Annotated in this window: 14 protein-coding genes; 7 read left to right on the forward strand and 7 right to left on the reverse strand. The window is 58.5% G+C overall.

What is annotated here, in order from left to right:
- Positions 1-61: 61 nt before the first annotated feature.
- Positions 62-550, reverse strand: a complete 489-nt coding sequence (locus ACQK2G_RS01290) for a helix-turn-helix domain-containing protein (protein WP_425403201.1) — start codon at positions 548-550, stop codon at positions 62-64.
- 319 nt (positions 551-869) lie between these two features.
- Between ACQK2G_RS01290 and ACQK2G_RS01295 the strand changes: the two genes are divergently transcribed.
- The 3 genes from ACQK2G_RS01295 (at position 870) to ACQK2G_RS01305 (ending at position 3,321) form a co-directional block, all read left to right on the forward strand.
- Positions 870-1,529: a hypothetical protein gene (locus ACQK2G_RS01295; RefSeq protein ID WP_425403202.1), complete on the forward strand. Its 660-nt coding sequence runs from the start codon at positions 870-872 to the stop codon at positions 1,527-1,529.
- 116 nt (positions 1,530-1,645) lie between these two features.
- The gene (locus tag ACQK2G_RS01300; RefSeq protein WP_425403203.1) at positions 1,646-2,485 is read left to right on the forward strand and encodes a mechanosensitive ion channel family protein; all 840 of its coding nucleotides are present in this window, start codon (positions 1,646-1,648) and stop codon (positions 2,483-2,485) included.
- Between the two features lie 125 nt (positions 2,486-2,610).
- Positions 2,611-3,321 carry a DUF4126 domain-containing protein gene (locus ACQK2G_RS01305; RefSeq protein WP_425403204.1) on the forward strand — a complete coding sequence of 237 codons (711 nt, stop codon included), beginning with the start codon at positions 2,611-2,613 and terminating at the stop codon, positions 3,319-3,321.
- Between the two features lie 14 nt (positions 3,322-3,335).
- Here the strand turns inward: ACQK2G_RS01305 and ACQK2G_RS01310 are convergent, their stop codons facing one another.
- The 5 genes from ACQK2G_RS01310 to ACQK2G_RS01330 form a co-directional block, all read right to left on the reverse strand.
- Positions 3,336-4,091, reverse strand: coding sequence for an SDR family NAD(P)-dependent oxidoreductase (locus tag ACQK2G_RS01310; protein ID WP_425403205.1), 756 nt, complete (start codon positions 4,089-4,091; stop codon positions 3,336-3,338).
- Between the two features lie 46 nt (positions 4,092-4,137).
- The gene (locus tag ACQK2G_RS01315) at positions 4,138-6,237 is read right to left on the reverse strand and encodes a molybdopterin-containing oxidoreductase family protein (RefSeq protein WP_425403206.1); all 2,100 of its coding nucleotides are present in this window, start codon (positions 6,235-6,237) and stop codon (positions 4,138-4,140) included.
- A gap of 64 nt (positions 6,238-6,301) precedes the next feature.
- Positions 6,302-7,828, reverse strand: coding sequence for a DHA2 family efflux MFS transporter permease subunit (locus ACQK2G_RS01320; protein ID WP_425403207.1), 1,527 nt, complete (start codon positions 7,826-7,828; stop codon positions 6,302-6,304).
- A 16-nt stretch (positions 7,829-7,844) separates the two neighbouring features.
- On the reverse strand, positions 7,845-9,188 hold the full coding sequence (locus tag ACQK2G_RS01325; protein WP_425403208.1) for an amidase: 1,344 nt from the start codon (positions 9,186-9,188) through the stop codon (positions 7,845-7,847).
- Between the two features lie 111 nt (positions 9,189-9,299).
- Positions 9,300-11,321 carry a PAS domain-containing sensor histidine kinase gene (locus ACQK2G_RS01330; RefSeq protein ID WP_425403209.1) on the reverse strand — a complete coding sequence of 674 codons (2,022 nt, stop codon included), beginning with the start codon at positions 11,319-11,321 and terminating at the stop codon, positions 9,300-9,302.
- Between the two features lie 389 nt (positions 11,322-11,710).
- On the opposite strand from ACQK2G_RS01330, the gene ACQK2G_RS01335 reads away from it, so the two are divergent.
- Positions 11,711-11,986, forward strand: a complete 276-nt coding sequence (locus ACQK2G_RS01335; protein WP_425403210.1) for a hypothetical protein — start codon at positions 11,711-11,713, stop codon at positions 11,984-11,986.
- A 46-nt stretch (positions 11,987-12,032) separates the two neighbouring features.
- Here the strand turns inward: ACQK2G_RS01335 and ACQK2G_RS01340 are convergent, their stop codons facing one another.
- The gene (locus ACQK2G_RS01340) at positions 12,033-13,562 is read right to left on the reverse strand and encodes a UxaA family hydrolase (protein WP_425403211.1); all 1,530 of its coding nucleotides are present in this window, start codon (positions 13,560-13,562) and stop codon (positions 12,033-12,035) included.
- A 125-nt stretch (positions 13,563-13,687) separates the two neighbouring features.
- Between ACQK2G_RS01340 and ACQK2G_RS01345 the strand changes: the two genes are divergently transcribed.
- The 3 genes from ACQK2G_RS01345 to ACQK2G_RS01355 are packed head-to-tail and all read left to right on the forward strand — an operon-like array spanning position 13,688 to position 16,612.
- A complete protein-coding gene (locus tag ACQK2G_RS01345; RefSeq protein WP_425403212.1) occupies positions 13,688-14,425 on the forward strand; it encodes an SDR family oxidoreductase in 738 nt (245 codons plus the stop codon).
- A 43-nt stretch (positions 14,426-14,468) separates the two neighbouring features.
- A complete protein-coding gene (locus ACQK2G_RS01350; protein WP_425403213.1) occupies positions 14,469-15,317 on the forward strand; it encodes a fumarylacetoacetate hydrolase family protein in 849 nt (282 codons plus the stop codon).
- A gap of 14 nt (positions 15,318-15,331) precedes the next feature.
- Positions 15,332-16,612: a hydroxymethylglutaryl-CoA reductase, degradative gene (locus ACQK2G_RS01355; protein ID WP_425403214.1), complete on the forward strand. Its 1,281-nt coding sequence runs from the start codon at positions 15,332-15,334 to the stop codon at positions 16,610-16,612.
- The last annotated feature ends 53 nt before the right edge of the window (positions 16,613-16,665 follow it).

A 16,665-nucleotide genomic window follows, 5' to 3' on the forward strand; every position in this document is an offset into this window, starting at 1 on the left:
CAAGAAAAGAAAATCCCCCCGCACTGCCTTGCACGGGGGGATCGATCGGACAGGACAATGCCTATTTGTCGGCGTCGACCTTGGCCTGCGCCTTCACGAGATCGAAGACACGCTTGCGAACCATCGGGTCCTTGATCTTGTAATAGGCTCGGGCGAGTTCCAAAGTCTCGCGCTTGGCCATGGGATCGGGCTCAAAATCCACTTCCGGAACCGGTTCCTCGGAAAGCCCGGCGCGAAGGCGCGGACTGTTGCCGGCGACGTCGGTCGGCATGTCTTCGAAAAAGAACGTGATCGGCACGTCCAGAACATTCGACAGATCCCAAAGACGGGAGGCGCCCACGCGGTTCGTGCCACGTTCGTACTTCTGAACCTGCTGAAAAGTCAGGCCGAGCGCTTCGCCAAGCTTTTGTTGGCTCATCCCCAACATGATGCGGCGCATGCGCATTCTGGACCCAACGTGAATATCGATCGGGTTCGGCACACCCGGGCGGCCAGCGGGAATCGGCCCGTCCGGCGCGTCATAAACAACAGGTTTGCTTCTTCTAGGCATTGATCAAGAACTCCATTGGGAGGCAGGTAGATTAACTACGGTGTCACACAAAAATGATACAAACGACACTTTGGGGCACACGAAAATCAAAATGCCGGCACACATGCCATTGTCATGGTTCATGACGCTTATATCAAGAGTCGTTGGTTTGGAACAGGAACAAAAAATGCGGTCGGCAAGATAAAAAAATAGGCCGTTACAGTGATTTATCCATTTATGTGGTGGCAGGATACCTTATATCTCACACAATAGTTCAATTTTCGAGTGTGTGCGCGGTGCTCCGTTCTGGTGCGACAAATCGTCAATTACTGATAAATTTATGAAAAATCCAAGGCAAAACCGGGTAACCCCTAAAGGTGAACTTGTCGCCGACCCGTCCTACGGTACGTTCATGGGCAACCGGGGAATACTTCATGACGCCCATGGCGATGTCGGGCACCGCCGATGGCGTCACAAGAACTGGATCATTTGCAAAACTGAATTCAACGGAAGAATGCGGGCCATCATGTCTCCGGGCCGCTATACGGAACTGTTTTTCCTCGATGAAGTGACTGCCCTTGCTGCGGGCCACAGGCCCTGCGCGGAATGCCGCCGTGACGATTATAGAGCCTATCGAGCCGCGCTGGATTGTACTGCTCGAATTCCAGTTTCCGCATCTGCCGCGGTTCTGGATGTTGAATTACACAGAGAACGGGCTCTTCCACGGCGTTTTCGCCAGCGGATATGGCACGCAGAACTGGCCGATCTCCCCGATGGTACGATGATCGAGGTTGATGGTCGCTGCTTGCTTATTGCCGGCGCCGTTCTGCTGGACTGGTCTTTCCAGGGATATCAGAATGCTTCCGATAAAGTGGATCTATTGGGGCATTCAGTTACCGTGCTGACGCCCAAGATCAGCGTGGCCGCTCTCATCGGTGGGTACCGCCCCGTTATACACGACACCGCGTCTGTGATTATCGCGCGGTTGTCGCGGAAATAATAATCGTTCTCAAAGGTTGCTGGGCATCAATATTAGCAGTATTGAGCGTGCGGGGTGCGATCACGACGCGGCCATGGATGGCGCGGAAACTGGGACGAAGTGGAGAGGTAAAGGTCATGGACCAGGAACAGATTACGGAAACAATTAACCACGTCGCTGAACTCGTGACAGCCTACGGACTGCAGGTGGTCGGTGCCGTTGTTATTTTGATTGTTGGTTGGGTCGCTGCGGGTTGGGCGAGCAGCGCGGCAAACAAGGGCCTCGGCAAGATCCGCGGCATGGACGAAACACTTCAGCACTTCCTTTCGACGCTTGTCCGTTATCTTGTTATCGCAGTAACCGTCGTCATGGTCCTGGAACGCTTTGGTGTCCAGACAGCAAGCTTGATCGCCGTGCTCGGTGCCGCCGGCCTTGCCATCGGTTTGGCCCTGCAGGGAACGCTCAGCAATCTCGCCGCCGGCGTCATGTTGCTGTTCTTCCGGCCCTTCAAGATCGGTGATTTCGTGGATGCCGCCGGCATTTCCGGAACAGTCAAGGTGATCAGCCTGTTCACCACCGAGATGGCGACCCCTGACAACGTCAAGATCATCGTCCCGAACAAGCAATTGTGGGACACGTCGATAAAGAACTTCAGCGCCAACCCCACCCGTCGCGTCGATTTCCTTCTGGGCGTCGGCTATGGCGACGACATCGACAAGGCGTTCAAGGTAATCAAGGATATCGTTGATGCCGACTCGCGCTGCCATAAGGAACCGGAGCCGCAGATCGTGGTTGGCAATCTCGGTGAAAGCTCCGTCGATATCATCGTCCGGGTCTGGTGCGATGCTGGCGACTATTGGGGCATCAAGTTCGACCTGACGAAAGCATTCAAACAGACCTTCGACAAGGAAGGGATCGAGATCCCTTTCCCGCAACGGGTCGTTCATATGGTTAGTGAAGGCGCCAACGACGCCTAAACGGCTATCTCGCATCCGCCCCGGTCCAAATGGGCCGGGGCGCTTGTATCTCCACAATGCGGGTCCCTAATTAACGGAAATGCATTCCTGGCCATCGCCCGGGAACGGAGTGGAGGTCGAACACAATGGAAAGTCTGCAAATTCTGGCACTGGCTCTTGGTGCTGCCTGGGCCAGCGGCATCAACCTCTATGCTACGGCGACTTTGCTTGGCATTTTGAATATGGTCGGTGTCGTCACCCTGCCGGACGAAATGCAGATCTTGTCCAACCCGCTGGTCCTGGCTGCTGCCGCAACCTTGTTCTTCGTAGAATTTCTGGCAGACAAGATCCCTGCCGTGGACTCCCTTTGGGATGCAGTTCACACCTTCATTAGAATTCCAGCGGGCGCCTTGATGGCTGTCGGTGCCGTCGATGGGTTGGGCGGAGAGTTCCTGGGCCAGGACCTTGAAACGGTTGCGGCCCTGGTGATGGGCGGGACGTTGGCCGCGAGCAGTCACCTTACAAAGGCGACAAGCCGCGCTGTAATCAACACATCCCCGGAACCTTTCAGTAACTGGTTCGCTTCCTTTTTCGAGGACATTCTTGCAATCGGCGGGGTTTTGCTGGCCATCTTCAACCCGATCGTATTCCTGGCATTGCTAGCGCTGTTCATTCTTCTCGTGATCTGGCTCGTGCCGAAACTATGGCGCGTCTTGCGCTTCCTGCTTTCGAAGGTGGGCATCGGCTCACCGCCAGGGGAGGATATCGGGGCCGAAATCGCCCCAAACGGCCTTATTATACGCGGAAGGCCCACCATCGGGTCTAATGGCGGGCCTCCGGCAAAGCTGGATGACTGAGAAGGCGCAGGACTCTAATAGGTCGCGCGTCCTCCGCTGATATCGAATACGCCCGCCGTGGTGAAGGAATTCTCCGCGCTCGAAAGCCAGGCGGTCATGGCAGCGATTTCCTCGACAAGGACGAACCGCTCACGTGGAATTTTCGACAGCATGAAGTCGATATGCTGCTGGGTGATCTGGTCGAAGATCGCGGTCCGGGCCGCCGCCGGCGTGATGCAGTTGACGGCGATGTCATGCTTCGCCAGCTCCTTGCCCAACGATTTGGTGAAGCCGATGACCCCGGCCTTCGCGGCGCTGTAGCCGGATGCGTTCGGATTGCCTTCCTTGCCTGCAATCGAGGCGATGTTGACGATCCGTCCATAGTTTTGATCGACCATCATCGGGGCGACGGCTTTGCAGCAATAGAAGACGGCGTTCAGGTCCAGATTGATGACCTTGTTCCACTCGTCGACTGGATAATCCAAAACCGGCACGGCCGGCCCGGCGATTCCCGCGTTACAGACAAGAATATCGATGCCGCCCATCGCGTCCTTGGTCTTCGCCGCTGTATCGTTTACCGCGTCTGCGTCGGTAACGTCGACAGCGAAGCCGAATGCCTTGCCGTTCTTGGAGAGTTGGCTGACGGATTTGTTCATCAAATCCTCATCCCTGTCCCATAATCCGACCGATGCACCCGATTCAATAAAGCGCTCGGCGATTGCGTATCCGATGCCCTGGGCGCCGCCCGTTATGACCGCACGTTTTCCTTCAAGATCGATCTTGTTACCCATTTCGCTCCCTCAATGGTTTTCCGTTGAACCCGGGCCTTGCACTCTGTCAGGCCGGGCGTATCCAAATCCTATTATCGTGGTATGCACAACCGCCCTGCGGTCCGGCAGGGTCGGAACCGGTCAGGAAGTTGATTCCCTTTCCGTCTTCGAATGCGTCGTTCGGCCAAATGCTTTCGACAATGACGACCCCGTGTTGCACCCCTTCGAACAGGTCCACGTGAATGCGAACCTCGCCCCTGTCGTTACCCAGAACGACCTTGTCTCCTTGGCCGACGCCCAGGCGGTTCGCGTCTTCGGGATGTACGAATACCTTCGGCTTGCCTTCCTTGCTCTTCGAGGTATCGGTCTCCGTAAAGGTGGAGTTCAGATAGTTTCGCGCCGGCGCTGTAACCAACCGGAACGGCATAGCCTCGGTTGCTTCTTCGATCGTTTCCATATGGTCCGGGAAAGACGGCATGTTGGATATATCGCCGCCGGGTGCGAAGCGATTGGCCAGTGCATGTGACCAATCCGGATGGAACCGGAACTTGCCGTCCGGCGTCTTGAAGCCGTCCACATAGTGGCTCTCATCGAAACTGGGCTGAACGTCGATCCACCGCTCCCGCTCCAAGGTGGTGAGGTCGGGCCAGCCGCTATTGACCAGGGTCCAATCGATGATTTCGCGCGGCGTCATTTCAAAGCCGCGATGCTTCGCACCGACCCGTTCCGCCAGACCGCAAATTACATCGTGGTTGCTGCGGCATTCACCGGGCGGATCGATCTGCTTCGGGCCGAAAAGAATGTGCTGGTGGCCGCCGCCTTGATAAATATCGTCGTGTTCCAGAAAGATGGTTGCCGGCAGGACGATATCGGCCATCCGGGCCGTTTCCGTCATGAAGTGCTCGTGCACGCAAACGAACAGATCGTCCCGGGAGAATCCTTTGTGGACCTTGGTCGAGTCGGCGGAAACCATCATCGGGTTGGTGTTCTGGGTCAGGATGGCAGTCACGGGCGGTCCGCCGAACAGGGCCTCCTTCTCGCCGATGAGAATTTCGCCGATCCTCGACATGTCCAGCACCCGAACACTTGGGTCCATGGCATCGCTGCCCTCGATCAGGCTCTTGTTCCAGTGATAAATACCGCCGCTATTATGAAACGCGCCGCCCCCCTTCAAGGGCCAGGACCCGAGTACGGTGGCGATAGAACAGGCCGCGTGCATATTGACGGCGCCATTACGCTGACGCGAGAAGCCATAGCCCAACCGGAGGAATGACTTCTTGTTGTGGCCGAGAAGCTGGGCGAAGGCCTCAATCTGGTCGACCGACAATCCGGTGATTTTGCTCGCCCAGTCGGGACCGCGGGTGCGAAGATGCGCTTCCAGCCCCTTGGGGTCGTCCGCATGGCGGTTCAGGTAATCCCAATCGGCATAACCGTCCCGGAAAAGGATATGCATGACGGCACAGGCCAGTGCCCCATCCGTGCCGGGGCGAAGAACGATGCCCATATCCGCTTGTTTGACCGTCGGCGTTTCATAAACGTCGACGACCACGATCTTGGCGCCCCGTTCACGCCGCGCTTTCATGGCATGTGTCATCACGTTGACCTGGGTGTGAACCGGGTTGGTGCCCCAGATGACAACGACGTCCGCTTCGGCCATTTCCCGTGGGTCCGGGCCGGCCAGGAAGCCCGTTCCGGCAACGATTCCCGGCCAAGCCAAGACGGTACAGATCGACCCGTACATGCCGGAATACTTTTTCGCATGCCGCAGCCTGTTGATGCCGTCCCGCATCAACAAACCCATCGTGCCGGCGAAATAGTACGGCCATACAGCTTCCGGTCCGTGTTGATTTTCTGCGGCAATGAAGGCTTCGGCGGTTCGGTCCAGCGCTTCATCCCACGAAATCGGCACGAATTGATCCGATCCCTTTGGACCCACGCGGCGCATCGGCTGTGTCAGCCTGTCCGGGTGATGGATGCGTTCCGCATAGCGGGCGACCTTGGCGCAGATGACCCCGTCGGTGTAGCTGTTGTCCTTTGCCCCGTAGAGGCGACCGATCCGGTCCGAGGATAGAACTTCCACCTTCAAGGCGCAGGTGCTGGGGCAATCGTGCGGGCAGGCGCTGTAGCCGATCCGGGCCCCATCCGTAGTTCCTACCTGTCCGTCCATTTCCAACCTCCTGCGCCCGGTAACCTCTTTCGTGCCGGGCAGTATTCCCTTTGGTTTTTCCGCCCTAACGACTTGCCTGCCTCATCCGAACAAGAAAGACGAAGGGGATCACCGACAGACACGCCAAGGCAAACAGATAGAACGCATTCACGTAGCCGACCATGATTGCCTGCCTGCCGACCTCACCGCTCATCGCGGCCAGTCCCTGTGTGGTGTCAAAGGCCCAACGTCCCGCCACGAACGGCATATCCAACCGCTCGTTGAACGGAGAAATATGCTCCACCATCTCCGCATAGTTCATTTTCCCTGTCCGGATCACAACGGCAAAACTGATGGAGATGAACACGCTGGAGCCGAAATTTCGCAGCAGATGGAAGATCGCCATGCCTTCGGGCAACAGTTTTGGATCCAAGGTCGAAAAGGTGATCAGTGTGACGGGAACCCAGATGAGGCCGACGCCGAATCCTTGGAGGCAGCTTGTCCACGCCACGTCGAATGTGGTGACGTTGACGTCGAAATTCGCCATCGCGAAGCCGGCGATCCCTTGGATCAGGAAGCCTATGATCAAGATCGGTCTCGGATCGAGCTTGCTGAGATAGACCATCATCGAAAAAGCCAACATCGTGCCTAGGCCGCGCGCTCCCAACAGCCAGCCGATGATCGAGTCCGGGTAATCCTGAACGGTCTGAAGTAAAGGCGGCAGAAGGGTCATTGGTGTGAAATTCAGCATGCCGAATACGAAGACGATCAACAGGCCGAGCACGTAGTTACGATCCTTCAGGATCACCGGGTTCAGGAAGGAAGATCCCTCTTTCGCGGTTATCGTATGGGCAACGAAGAAATAAAGGGCGAGGCAGGACAGTCCGGCAACGGCGATGATTTCAGTCGAATTGAACCAGTCGTTGCGTTCCCCACGGTCGAGCATCAATTGTCCGGCGGCGACCGCGATGGACAGGCTCAGGAAGCCGGTCCAGTCCAGTTTTGTCGAGGGCCTTTCGCTTCGGGTTTTGATCAAGGCGATGACGCCGGTCATGGCGATAACGCCGAACGGGATGATCATGAAAAACACCCAGCGCCAACTCAGCATTTCACTCAGATATCCGCCAAGCGTCGGGGCGATGACCGGACCCAGGACGACACCCGTTCCATAGACGGAGCTGGCAAAGCCATGGTCCTTCTTCGGATAGGTCTCCAGCAGGATGGCTTGGCTGAGAGGGACAAGCGGGGCGCCAAAGGCGCCCTGGGCGGCCCGGAACAGGACCAAGGTTTCCAGGTTTGGTGCGGCGCCGCACAGGAAGGAAGCGATGGTAAATCCGCCCACGCCCCAGATCATCGTGTTCCGGCGACCGAAACGGCCGGTCAGCCAACCGGTCATGGGCGTGACGATGGCGGTGGCGACGATATTGAATGTCACCACCAACGCGATCTGATCGGTGGTCGCGCTCAAGGCGCCTTGCATTTGCGGTAGGGACACATTGGCGATGGTGACCGTCATCGCATAAAGCATGGTGACGAAGGTCAACGTCACGAGGACAAGGCCGCGTTTGGGCGCGGCGTCCTCCTGTGTCGTCGTTGTGTCCGCTGCCGCCATGCGTGACCTCTTCGGCCTAGTTACCCTGCGCCAGCAGGTTCTCTATCGTCTTGGCCACCCGGAGAAGTTTGGCGTCACCGCCGCGCTCCCCGGTCAACATCAATCCGACAGGGGCGTCACCCTTCCGCTCACAAGGCAAAGAAATCGAGCAGCGATCGAGGAAGTTCCATGCCGCGGTGTTTCGCAAGCAAAGCAGATTGATCGGACCGTAGGCCTCGTCGTCATCCACTTCCTCGATGGTCGGCGGGATAATGGCGACCGTCGGGGTGATGACGGCATCGAAGGGTTGGGTCACCTTGTTGGCGGCGTCGATCAATCGCTTGCGTTCCATCATTGTATCTATGTAGTCCGACGCTGACTGTTCCGCGCCTTTCATGATGCGACTGCCGACACGGGGGTCGTAGTCGTCGGCGCTTTTCGCCAAAAGATCCTTATGCCAGGCATAGGCTTCCGCTGCGGCGAAGCCGCCTTTGGCATTGGCCGCCGGAATGTCGCCGAGTTCCGTGAAGGGCACGTCGATCACCGTCACTCCGGCGTCGCGCAGTCGGGCCACGGTGCGCTCGAAGGTCGTCGCGACCGTATCGTCGAGCCCGTCCATCACCAAAGTCTGCGGGACAGCGAAGGTCAGCGATTTCACGTCAACGGCATCCGGGACTGACGCGCCCTCGCCGGACAGAATACCGTCCACGATGCTGCAGCAATCGACCGATTGACCGAGAGGGCCGGCGGAGTCGAGGGAAAATGAGAGAGGAACGATACCGTTCAACGGCACGCGGTAGGCGGACGGCTTATATCCGGTGATGCCGCAGAAGGCGGCGGGAATCCGGCAAGACCCGCCGGTATCGGTGCCGAGTGTTACCGCGGCCATGCCATCCGCGATGGATACGGCCGACCCTGACGAAGAGCCGCCTGGTATCCGGCCGGTCGCCCGATCCCACGGGCTGCGCGGTGTGCCGTTGTGTGGATTGAGGCCCAGGCCGGAATAGGCGAATTCCGTCATGTTCGTTCGCCCGATGAAGACGAATCCGGCCTGACGGCAGCGTGCGACGGTCGGACAATCTGCGGCCTCGGGGGCATTGCCGCGCAGGACCTTGGAGCCCGCGGCGGTCACTTCGCCTTTCACCCCATACAGGTCTTTCACGGACATCGGTATGCCGGCGTAATCCGACAGGGGCGCACCGGCCTTCCGCAGCGCATCAATCGCATCAGCCGCCGTTCGGGCGGTTTCCGTGTTCACGGCGACAAAGGCGCGCTGGCCTTCCGGGCTGGCGTCGATGGCGGCCAGACAGTCTTCAACCAACTGCCGGCTTGTCGTGTCGCCGGTCGCCAGATCCTTGGCCAAGTCCTTGAGCGGTTTCATGCGCGATCCCCAGCAATAGAAGCATTGGATCGGTATTATGCGGAAGGCCTTCCGCACTGAAAGCGGAAAGCGGTGAAGATCGCTGTGTGGTGAGTGCGTCGGACGCGGTTGTCAGGCCGATACGGCCTGCATTTCCGTGCTATCCGCTCGGATTGTGCGCTGTTGCGGAAAAAACAATGTGACGGTGGTTCCGTCCCCAAGTTTGCTGTTCAGGGCGATCCTGCCGCCGTGCAATTCCATCAGGCGTTTCACAATGGCCAGACCCAACCCGGTACCCTGGGTGCTGTGTTCGACATCCAGACGGACCTGACTGAAAGGTTCCAGAACGAGGTCCAGTTTGTCTTCGGCGATGCCAATTCCCGTATCGGACACAGAAATCCGGTAGCCGTTGTCCGTCGCCAAGGCCAGACCCAACGTGACCGTTCCGCCTTCGGGCGTGAATTTGCGCGCGTTGCTCAATAGGTTGGTCAGGCATTGCAGAACCGATCGCTTGTCGCCGTAAAGTAGCGTCTGCTCCATTTCCGGTTCTATGCGGAAATGGACCCTTTTAATCTCGGCTGCACCGAAGACGAGTTCGACGGCCTCCCGCATCAAGTCGGGTACACGCAAAAGGCTCTCGGACATCTCGACCTTGCCGGCCTCGACCTTCGTCAGGTCCAGCACGTCGTTGATCAAGGAGAGCAGATGCTGGGCCGATCGTTCTATGACCGAGAGATAGTCTTCGTACTTCGAATTGCCGATCCGACCGAAGACCTGATTATTGATGATTTGGCTGAACCCGATGATGCTGTTCAACGGTGTTCGAAGCTCATGGCTCATATGGGCCAGGAATTCGGACTTTGCGCGGTTCGCGTTCTCGGCGTCCGCTTTAGCCTCCATCAATTGCGCTTCCGTGGAACGTTTCTCGGTAATGTCCTGTGTCGTTCCCCGGAAGTATCGGACACTGCCCTTGGCATCGAATATCGGCTCGCCCACTTCGCGGCAGAACCGGATTCCCTCCGGGTGGACGAAGCGATACTCGATCGTAAACGGTTTGGGGTTCTGATTGATGGCATCGTACTCGGCCAGGACCCGCGGCCGGTCGCCCGCATAGACGATCGATGCGAAATTACGACGGCCATCGAAAAACTCTTCCAAGGGGAGACCGTAGAAAGTCTCGGCATAGTCCGAGGCATAAGTCCATTGCTCCAAACGCGGGCCCGTCCGCCAATGAAACAGATTGGCTATTCTTTCCGCGTGGCGGAACCGGGCGGCATATGCCATCGCGTCATTTGCCGCGCTACGCGCTTTGCTCGCCGCCGCGATCGCCGATGCCAACGAGGTCGCCATTATCAGGCCGAACAGCAGCAGGGCCTCATCCGAGAAGTCGCCGGTCGTCGAGGAGAATTGCCCGATCGCGGTTTGCCGATCCTCATGCAGTGCCTGCCATATGGACAGGGTTACGGTGACGGCACTTGCAAATGCCATGATGGGCGTCCAATAGCTCGGACCCTCTGGCTTTCGGCCTTCCGCCCAGGACCTCGCCGTCAGACCCAGACCCAAAACCAGGAAGCTGACGGCATAGGGAAGCGGCAGATGGGTCAGGCGACCCCATAGGGTCGTCGATATCGCATCTACCCAGTTGGCTGACAACGCGACGGCCGCTGCGCTGGCCAGGAGAACCTGCAGGATGAACGTCACTGTGGACACGCCATCGCCCACAAAGTGGTCGGCACCGCGGGAAAGCAGAGCGGATCCTGAGATCAACAGGCAGATCGCGGTCATCGCGCAAAGCGAAATGGGTGCCCCTGGACTCGTGCTTGCAACCTCGATGTCGGCCACGCCGCCGAGCCGGATTTGCAACAGCATCAGCAATCCGGTCAATACAACGAGGCCGCCGCCGATCACTGTCGATTTCATGAACCCTCTTTGGGAGAGGAGCGCGGCCAGGCCGGCAAGGAAGATGCCTGTTGCGGATATCGGGGACAAATGGTGGAACGGTTTGGGCAGGCCCATGCCACCGGCCGTTGTTACAACCAACTCAACCAGAGGCGACGCGCCATGCATCGTGACGATGACAGCGCCTGCCATCGCCATGGCGACCAAAAAGGTCCGGTATTCGAGATCCCGTATCCCCAAGGTAAATCCCGCCAATTTCCCGTCACGTTCAGTCAGGTAAACCACCCGAAAGAATGTAGTTCCGTAAGGAATCACGAAGACCTTAACGCGACGTTAACAGGCATACACACAACCTCCAACGCGAGTGTGGTGGTCGGTGCGCCGGCCCTTATTTATTTAATATCAATAATATATGGGCGTTCTTCTTGCTGCTGTTCCCATTTTCCGAATACCCTCATGGGTTGAATGTCAAGGAATGCGTGTGGATTGTGACCAGCCGGTCACTTCTTACCGGTTTCTGCACGCTGTTGCGCCTTGCGCGTGTATCGGGCGGTCATTACTTTCCTGAATTGAGGAAAACTATTTCCAATGAAAACAGGAGCGGCGATATGCGCGCCGTCATTTTCTGCCTAGCGGGATTGTTTATGGCGTCAACGGCAATGGCCGGGTCGCTACTGCCTCAGGAAACGGGGCAATTCAAAAAACAGGACTCAAATGATCTGCAACTGCCGACCTTCGCGGAAGGTGGACAGGCCGGCGGCTTGAGTTTCAGCGCGATCGGTCAGGCCGGAACCACCCAAATCTACGATCTGGGCGGCAAGGGAAAGCCTGCCGTTGACGGCGATATCTTCCAAGGACTGCAGCAAGGGCTCGGCGGTTCGGAAACATCCCTTCAAGGCAAATCCGACACATCGGAATAGTCCCGCGACTCGGTTTCAAGCAGCCGAGCCTCTTACTATTCAGCCTCTACATGACGGCCCCGATTTGCCAGGGGATGAATTCGTCGTCGCCAAAACCCAGCGACTCCGATTTCGTCTGGCTGCCGGAGGCCACTTCAAGGATACGGTTGAAGATCTGTTCGCCCATTTCCTGGATGGTGGCGTCGCCATCCATGACTTGTCCGCAATTGATGTCCATGTCCTCGTCCATGCGGCGATACATGGCGGTATTGGTCGCGAGCTTCAGGCTCGGGGACGGTTTGCAGCCATAAACCGAACCGCGACCGGTGGTGAAGCAGACGACGTTCGCGCCTGAAGCGACCTGCCCGGTGATGGAACATGGATCGTAGCCGGGACTGTCCATGAAGACGAAGCCCTTTTCCCGAACCGTTTCCCCATACCTGTAGACATCGGTCAGGTTTGTGGTGCCGCCTTTGGCCGCGGCGCCGAGGGACTTTTCAAGGATCGTGGTCAGGCCCCCCTTCTTGTTCCCGGGGGAAGGGTTGTTGTCCATCGATCCGCTGTTGATGCGGGTATAGTTCTCCCACCACTCGATCCGGTCCACCAGCTTCTTGCCCACCGCTTCACTGACGGCGCGCCGCGTGAGCAGGTGTTCGGCTCCATAGATCTCCGGCGTTTCGCTTAAGATTGCCGTCCCGCCGTGACGCACCAACAGGTCCGCAGCGGCGCCGAGTGAAGGGTTGGCGGTGATCCCGGAATAGGCATCGGACCCGCCGCATTGCAGCGCCAAGGTCAAATGGCTGGCGGGAACGGTCTGTCGCGAGAATTCATTCGCCGCGGGAAGCATCTCGCGGATCATGTCGACGCCCCGGGCGACTGTCTTACGGGTGCCCCCGGTGTCCTGAATGGTCATCGTCTGGAAGGCGGGGCCGGGTGATATGTTATAGGCGTCCAGCAGGAAGTCGATCTGGTTGACCTCACAGCCGAGGCCGACCATCAGAATGCCGGCAAAATTGGGATGCCGCGCAAAGCCCCACAGCACTCTTTGCAGATTGGCGTAGCCGTCGCCGGAATTCGCCATGCCGCAGCCCGTTGAATGGACGAAGGAGACGACGCCGTCGATGTTCGGATACTTCTCCAGTTCCTCTTTCGGGAAGGATTCCGCGATATAGCGCGCCACGGTGGCGGAGCAATTCACACTGGTCAGAATGCCGATGTAGTTCCGCGTGCCCACCGACCCGTTCGGTCGCACGAAACCCTGAAAACTCGCTTGGGCGTCGCCGGTAAAATACTGGGTCGGGCGCATGTCCTGACAAAAGGCGTAGTCCCGTTCAAAGCTGCGGAACTCGCAATTCTCGGTGTGGACATGCTCGCCGGGCGCGATGTCGCGTGTCGCGAAGGCGATGATCTGATTGTATTTGCGGATCGGCTCATCCTTGGCGATTTGCCGTGTGGCAATCTTGTGACCGGCCGGCACGTGCTGCGCGGCGGTAACCTTTTCGCTTGGAATTTCGGTTTCGGGAAGGATGTCCGCGCGGGCGACGACGACGTTGTCGGCGCTGTTCAGGCGGATCGTCAATTGTTCCTTTCCGGCCATAATCTTTCTCCCTGAGAAGGTGTGAGCGTGCTTGGCGCACAGTTGTCTGACAACTATAGTAGCTCCCGCCAACCCCTCTAACAATCACATCCAAAAGAGGGGCACTTGTGACATGGGGGAGGATTATGGCCGGACGTCTTGCTGGAAAAACCTGTCTTATCACGGCGGCGGCGAACGGCATCGGCCGCGCCTCGGCGGAATTGTTCGCAGCCGAAGGCGCGCATGTCATCGCCACCGACGTCAATGAGAAGGCGCTCGCGGCGCTGGCGGGAACGCCGAATATCGAGACGCGCGTATTGGACGTCTTGAACCCGGACGAGATCACCGCGATTGCCGCGGATGTCGGCGCAATCGACGTTTTGTTCAATTGCGCCGGTTTCGTTCATATGGGCGGAATTTACGACTGCGACGACAAGGACTGGGATTTCTCATTCGATCTGAACGTCAAAGCCATGTTTCGCATGTGCAAGGCCTTCCTCCCGAAAATGGTCGAGGCCGGCGGCGGCAGCATCGTCAATATGTGCTCGGTCGCGGGCGCGGTTACCGGGGCTCCCAATCGTGTCGCATACGGCGCCAGCAAGGGGGCGGTGCTTGGCCTGACCCGTTCGTTGGCGGCCGATTTCGTTACCCAGGGCGTCCGTATCAACGCGATTTGCCCGGGCACAGTCGAAACGCCCAGCCTGCACGACCGGATCGAGCAATCGGGCGGGGAAACGGCACGTCAGGCATTTATCGCGCGGCAACCGATGGGGCGTCTCGGCACGGCTGAGGAAATAGCTAACCTGGCCCTGTACCTAGCGTCCGACGAGTCGTCCTACACAACAGGTCAACCCTACATCATCGACGGTGGCTGGTGCATTTAGGCGCCAGACACCCGACTAAAACGATCATTCTGAGGAGAAGAAGATGAAGCTTCTGCGCTATGGGGAAGCGGGCTCTGAAAAGCCCGGTATGTTGGATGCGGATGGCAACATTCGCGATCTGTCCGGTGTCGTCGCCGATATCGATGGGGCGCTGTTTTCCGGCCCCGATATGGACAAGCTCCGTGCTCTGGACCCGGCCAGTCTGCCTCTGGTCGACGGAAATCCGCGCATCGGTCCCTGCGTCGGCAATGTGCCGAAATTCATTTGCGTCGGTCTGAACTATACCGACCATGCCGCGGAAACAGGCCAACCGATGCCGTCGCATCCCCTGATCTTCGCCAAGGCGACCAGCGCCATTGTCGGCCCTAATGACGATGTCGTCATCCCGCGCGGTTCAGAGAAGACCGACTGGGAAGTCGAACTGGCCGTCGTGATCGGCAAGAAGGCGTCCTATGTCTCGGAAGAAGAAGCGATGGATTGCATTGCCGGTTATTGCCTGGCGAATGACGTCTCCGAACGCAGTTTCCAGTTCGACTATGCCGGTCAATGGACCAAGGGAAAGAGCAGCGATACCTTCGGCCCCATCGGTCCCTGGCTGGTGACGCCGGACGAAGTGCCCGACCCGCATGACCTGAAGATGTATTGCGCCGTGAACGGGCATCGCTATCAGGACGGCAGCACGAATACGATGTTCTTCAAGGTTGCCCATCAGATCAGCCATATCAGCGAATTCATGACGCTGATGCCGGGCGATATTATTTCCACCGGAACGCCGCCGGGTGTCGGCGCCGGGCAGAACCCGCAGGTCTTCCTGAAGGCTGGCGATGTCATGGAATTGGGTATCGAAGGGCTCGGCACGCAGCGTCAGACCTGCGTTGCGTGGTCCCGATAGACGCGGGGGAAATTGTGTCGGAAACCGGTTCCAGGATTGCAGGGTTTCATTCTCTTTCTCCGGAAGAGCGTTTGGATGCCGTTACCCGCCGCAGCGGTTTGGGTAACGAAGGAAAATCGCATCTGATCGAAGCGGGGTCGGCATTGGTCGACCTCGCCGATCACCTTTCGGAGAACGTTATCAGCACCATGAATGTCCCTTTGGGGATTGCCACCAATCTCATCGTCGATGGGGAAGAGGTACTGGTGCCGATGGCGACGGAAGAGTCTTCGGTCATTGCGGCGGTTTGCAACGCTGCCAAGCAATGCCGCGATACCGGTGGGATCACGGCAACCTGGACCGGACCGCAAATGATTGCCCAGGTTCAGATCCTGGACATGCCGGATCCGGAAGCAGCAAAACAGGCGCTGCTCGACCGTCGGGACGATATCAAGGCATCATGTGATGCCTGCGACCCGATGCTGTTGAAGCTGGGCGGCGGGTTTCGGGATATCGAAGTGCGCGTCCTCGACACGCGCATCGGTCCGATGGTCATTCTGCATTTGATCGTCGATACCCGGGATGCGATGGGTGCCAACGCGGTCAATACGATGGCGGAAAAACTGGCTCCCCATGTGGAAACATGGACCGGCGGCAAGGTGAAGCTGCGAATTCTCTCGAACCTCGCGGACCGTCGTGTCGTCACCGTCCAAGGCGTCTGGCGGACCGAAACGATCGGCGGGGAAGAGGTCCGGGATGGGATGATCGCCGCTTCCGCTTTCGCGGATGCCGATCCGTATCGCGCCGCAACCCATAACAAGGGTATCATGAACGGTGTCAGTGCCGTCGTCCTGGCAACGGGGAATGATACCCGCGCGATCGAAGCAGGGGCGCATGCATTCGCGTCCCGCTCGGGACGATACACGGCGCTCAGCACCTGGAACAAAACCCCGGAGGGAGACCTTCACGGCGTCATGGAAATTCCGATGGCGGTGGGAATCGTCGGGGGCGCGACCAAGGTTCATCCGACCGCTCAGGCCAGTCTGAAGATCATGGGGGTAACCACGGCCGAGCGTTTGGCCAAGGTCGCCGCGGCTGTCGGTCTGGTGCAGAATTTCGCTGCGGTGAAAGCCCTGGCCACGACGGGGATTCAGGCCGGCCATATGCGCCTTCATGCCCAGAATCTGGCCATTGCCGTTGGCGCGACCGGGGATGAGATCGAAGCGGTCGCCGGTGCCATCGTGGCTCGCAAGGAAATTCGTGAGGACGCCGCCCGGGAGGCCTTGGAGCAAATCCGCTCCGGTGCCGGCGGCTGACGGCAGCCCCATGGCTCCGGCCTCAAGCGGAATGACGGCGCCCTCGCAGCATC

The sequence above is a fragment of the Hwanghaeella sp. genome (assembly GCF_965227365.1).
In the GTDB taxonomy this organism is placed as follows: Bacteria; Pseudomonadota; Alphaproteobacteria; order UBA8366; family Aestuariispiraceae; genus Hwanghaeella.

Excerpts from the sequence above, each read along its gene's own strand:
- ACQK2G_RS01315 (WP_425403206.1), bottom strand. The coding sequence starts at position 6,237 with ATGGACGGACAGGTAGGAACTACGGATGGGGCCCGGATCGGCTACAGC.
- ACQK2G_RS01310 (WP_425403205.1), bottom strand. The coding sequence starts at position 4,091 with ATGGGTAACAAGATCGATCTTGAAGGAAAACGTGCGGTCATAACGGGC.
- ACQK2G_RS01325 (WP_425403208.1), bottom strand. The coding sequence starts at position 9,188 with ATGAAACCGCTCAAGGACTTGGCCAAGGATCTGGCGACCGGCGACACG.
- ACQK2G_RS01320 (WP_425403207.1), bottom strand. The coding sequence starts at position 7,828 with ATGGCGGCAGCGGACACAACGACGACACAGGAGGACGCCGCGCCCAAA.
- ACQK2G_RS01335 (WP_425403210.1), top strand. The coding sequence starts at position 11,711 with ATGGCGTCAACGGCAATGGCCGGGTCGCTACTGCCTCAGGAAACGGGG.
- ACQK2G_RS01305 (WP_425403204.1), top strand. The coding sequence starts at position 2,611 with ATGGAAAGTCTGCAAATTCTGGCACTGGCTCTTGGTGCTGCCTGGGCC.
- ACQK2G_RS01300 (WP_425403203.1), top strand. The coding sequence starts at position 1,646 with ATGGACCAGGAACAGATTACGGAAACAATTAACCACGTCGCTGAACTC.
- ACQK2G_RS01290 (WP_425403201.1), bottom strand. The coding sequence starts at position 550 with ATGCCTAGAAGAAGCAAACCTGTTGTTTATGACGCGCCGGACGGGCCG.
- ACQK2G_RS01350 (WP_425403213.1), top strand. The coding sequence starts at position 14,469 with ATGAAGCTTCTGCGCTATGGGGAAGCGGGCTCTGAAAAGCCCGGTATG.
- ACQK2G_RS01340 (WP_425403211.1), bottom strand. The coding sequence starts at position 13,562 with ATGGCCGGAAAGGAACAATTGACGATCCGCCTGAACAGCGCCGACAAC.
- ACQK2G_RS01295 (WP_425403202.1), top strand. The coding sequence starts at position 870 with ATGAAAAATCCAAGGCAAAACCGGGTAACCCCTAAAGGTGAACTTGTC.
- ACQK2G_RS01345 (WP_425403212.1), top strand. The coding sequence starts at position 13,688 with ATGGCCGGACGTCTTGCTGGAAAAACCTGTCTTATCACGGCGGCGGCG.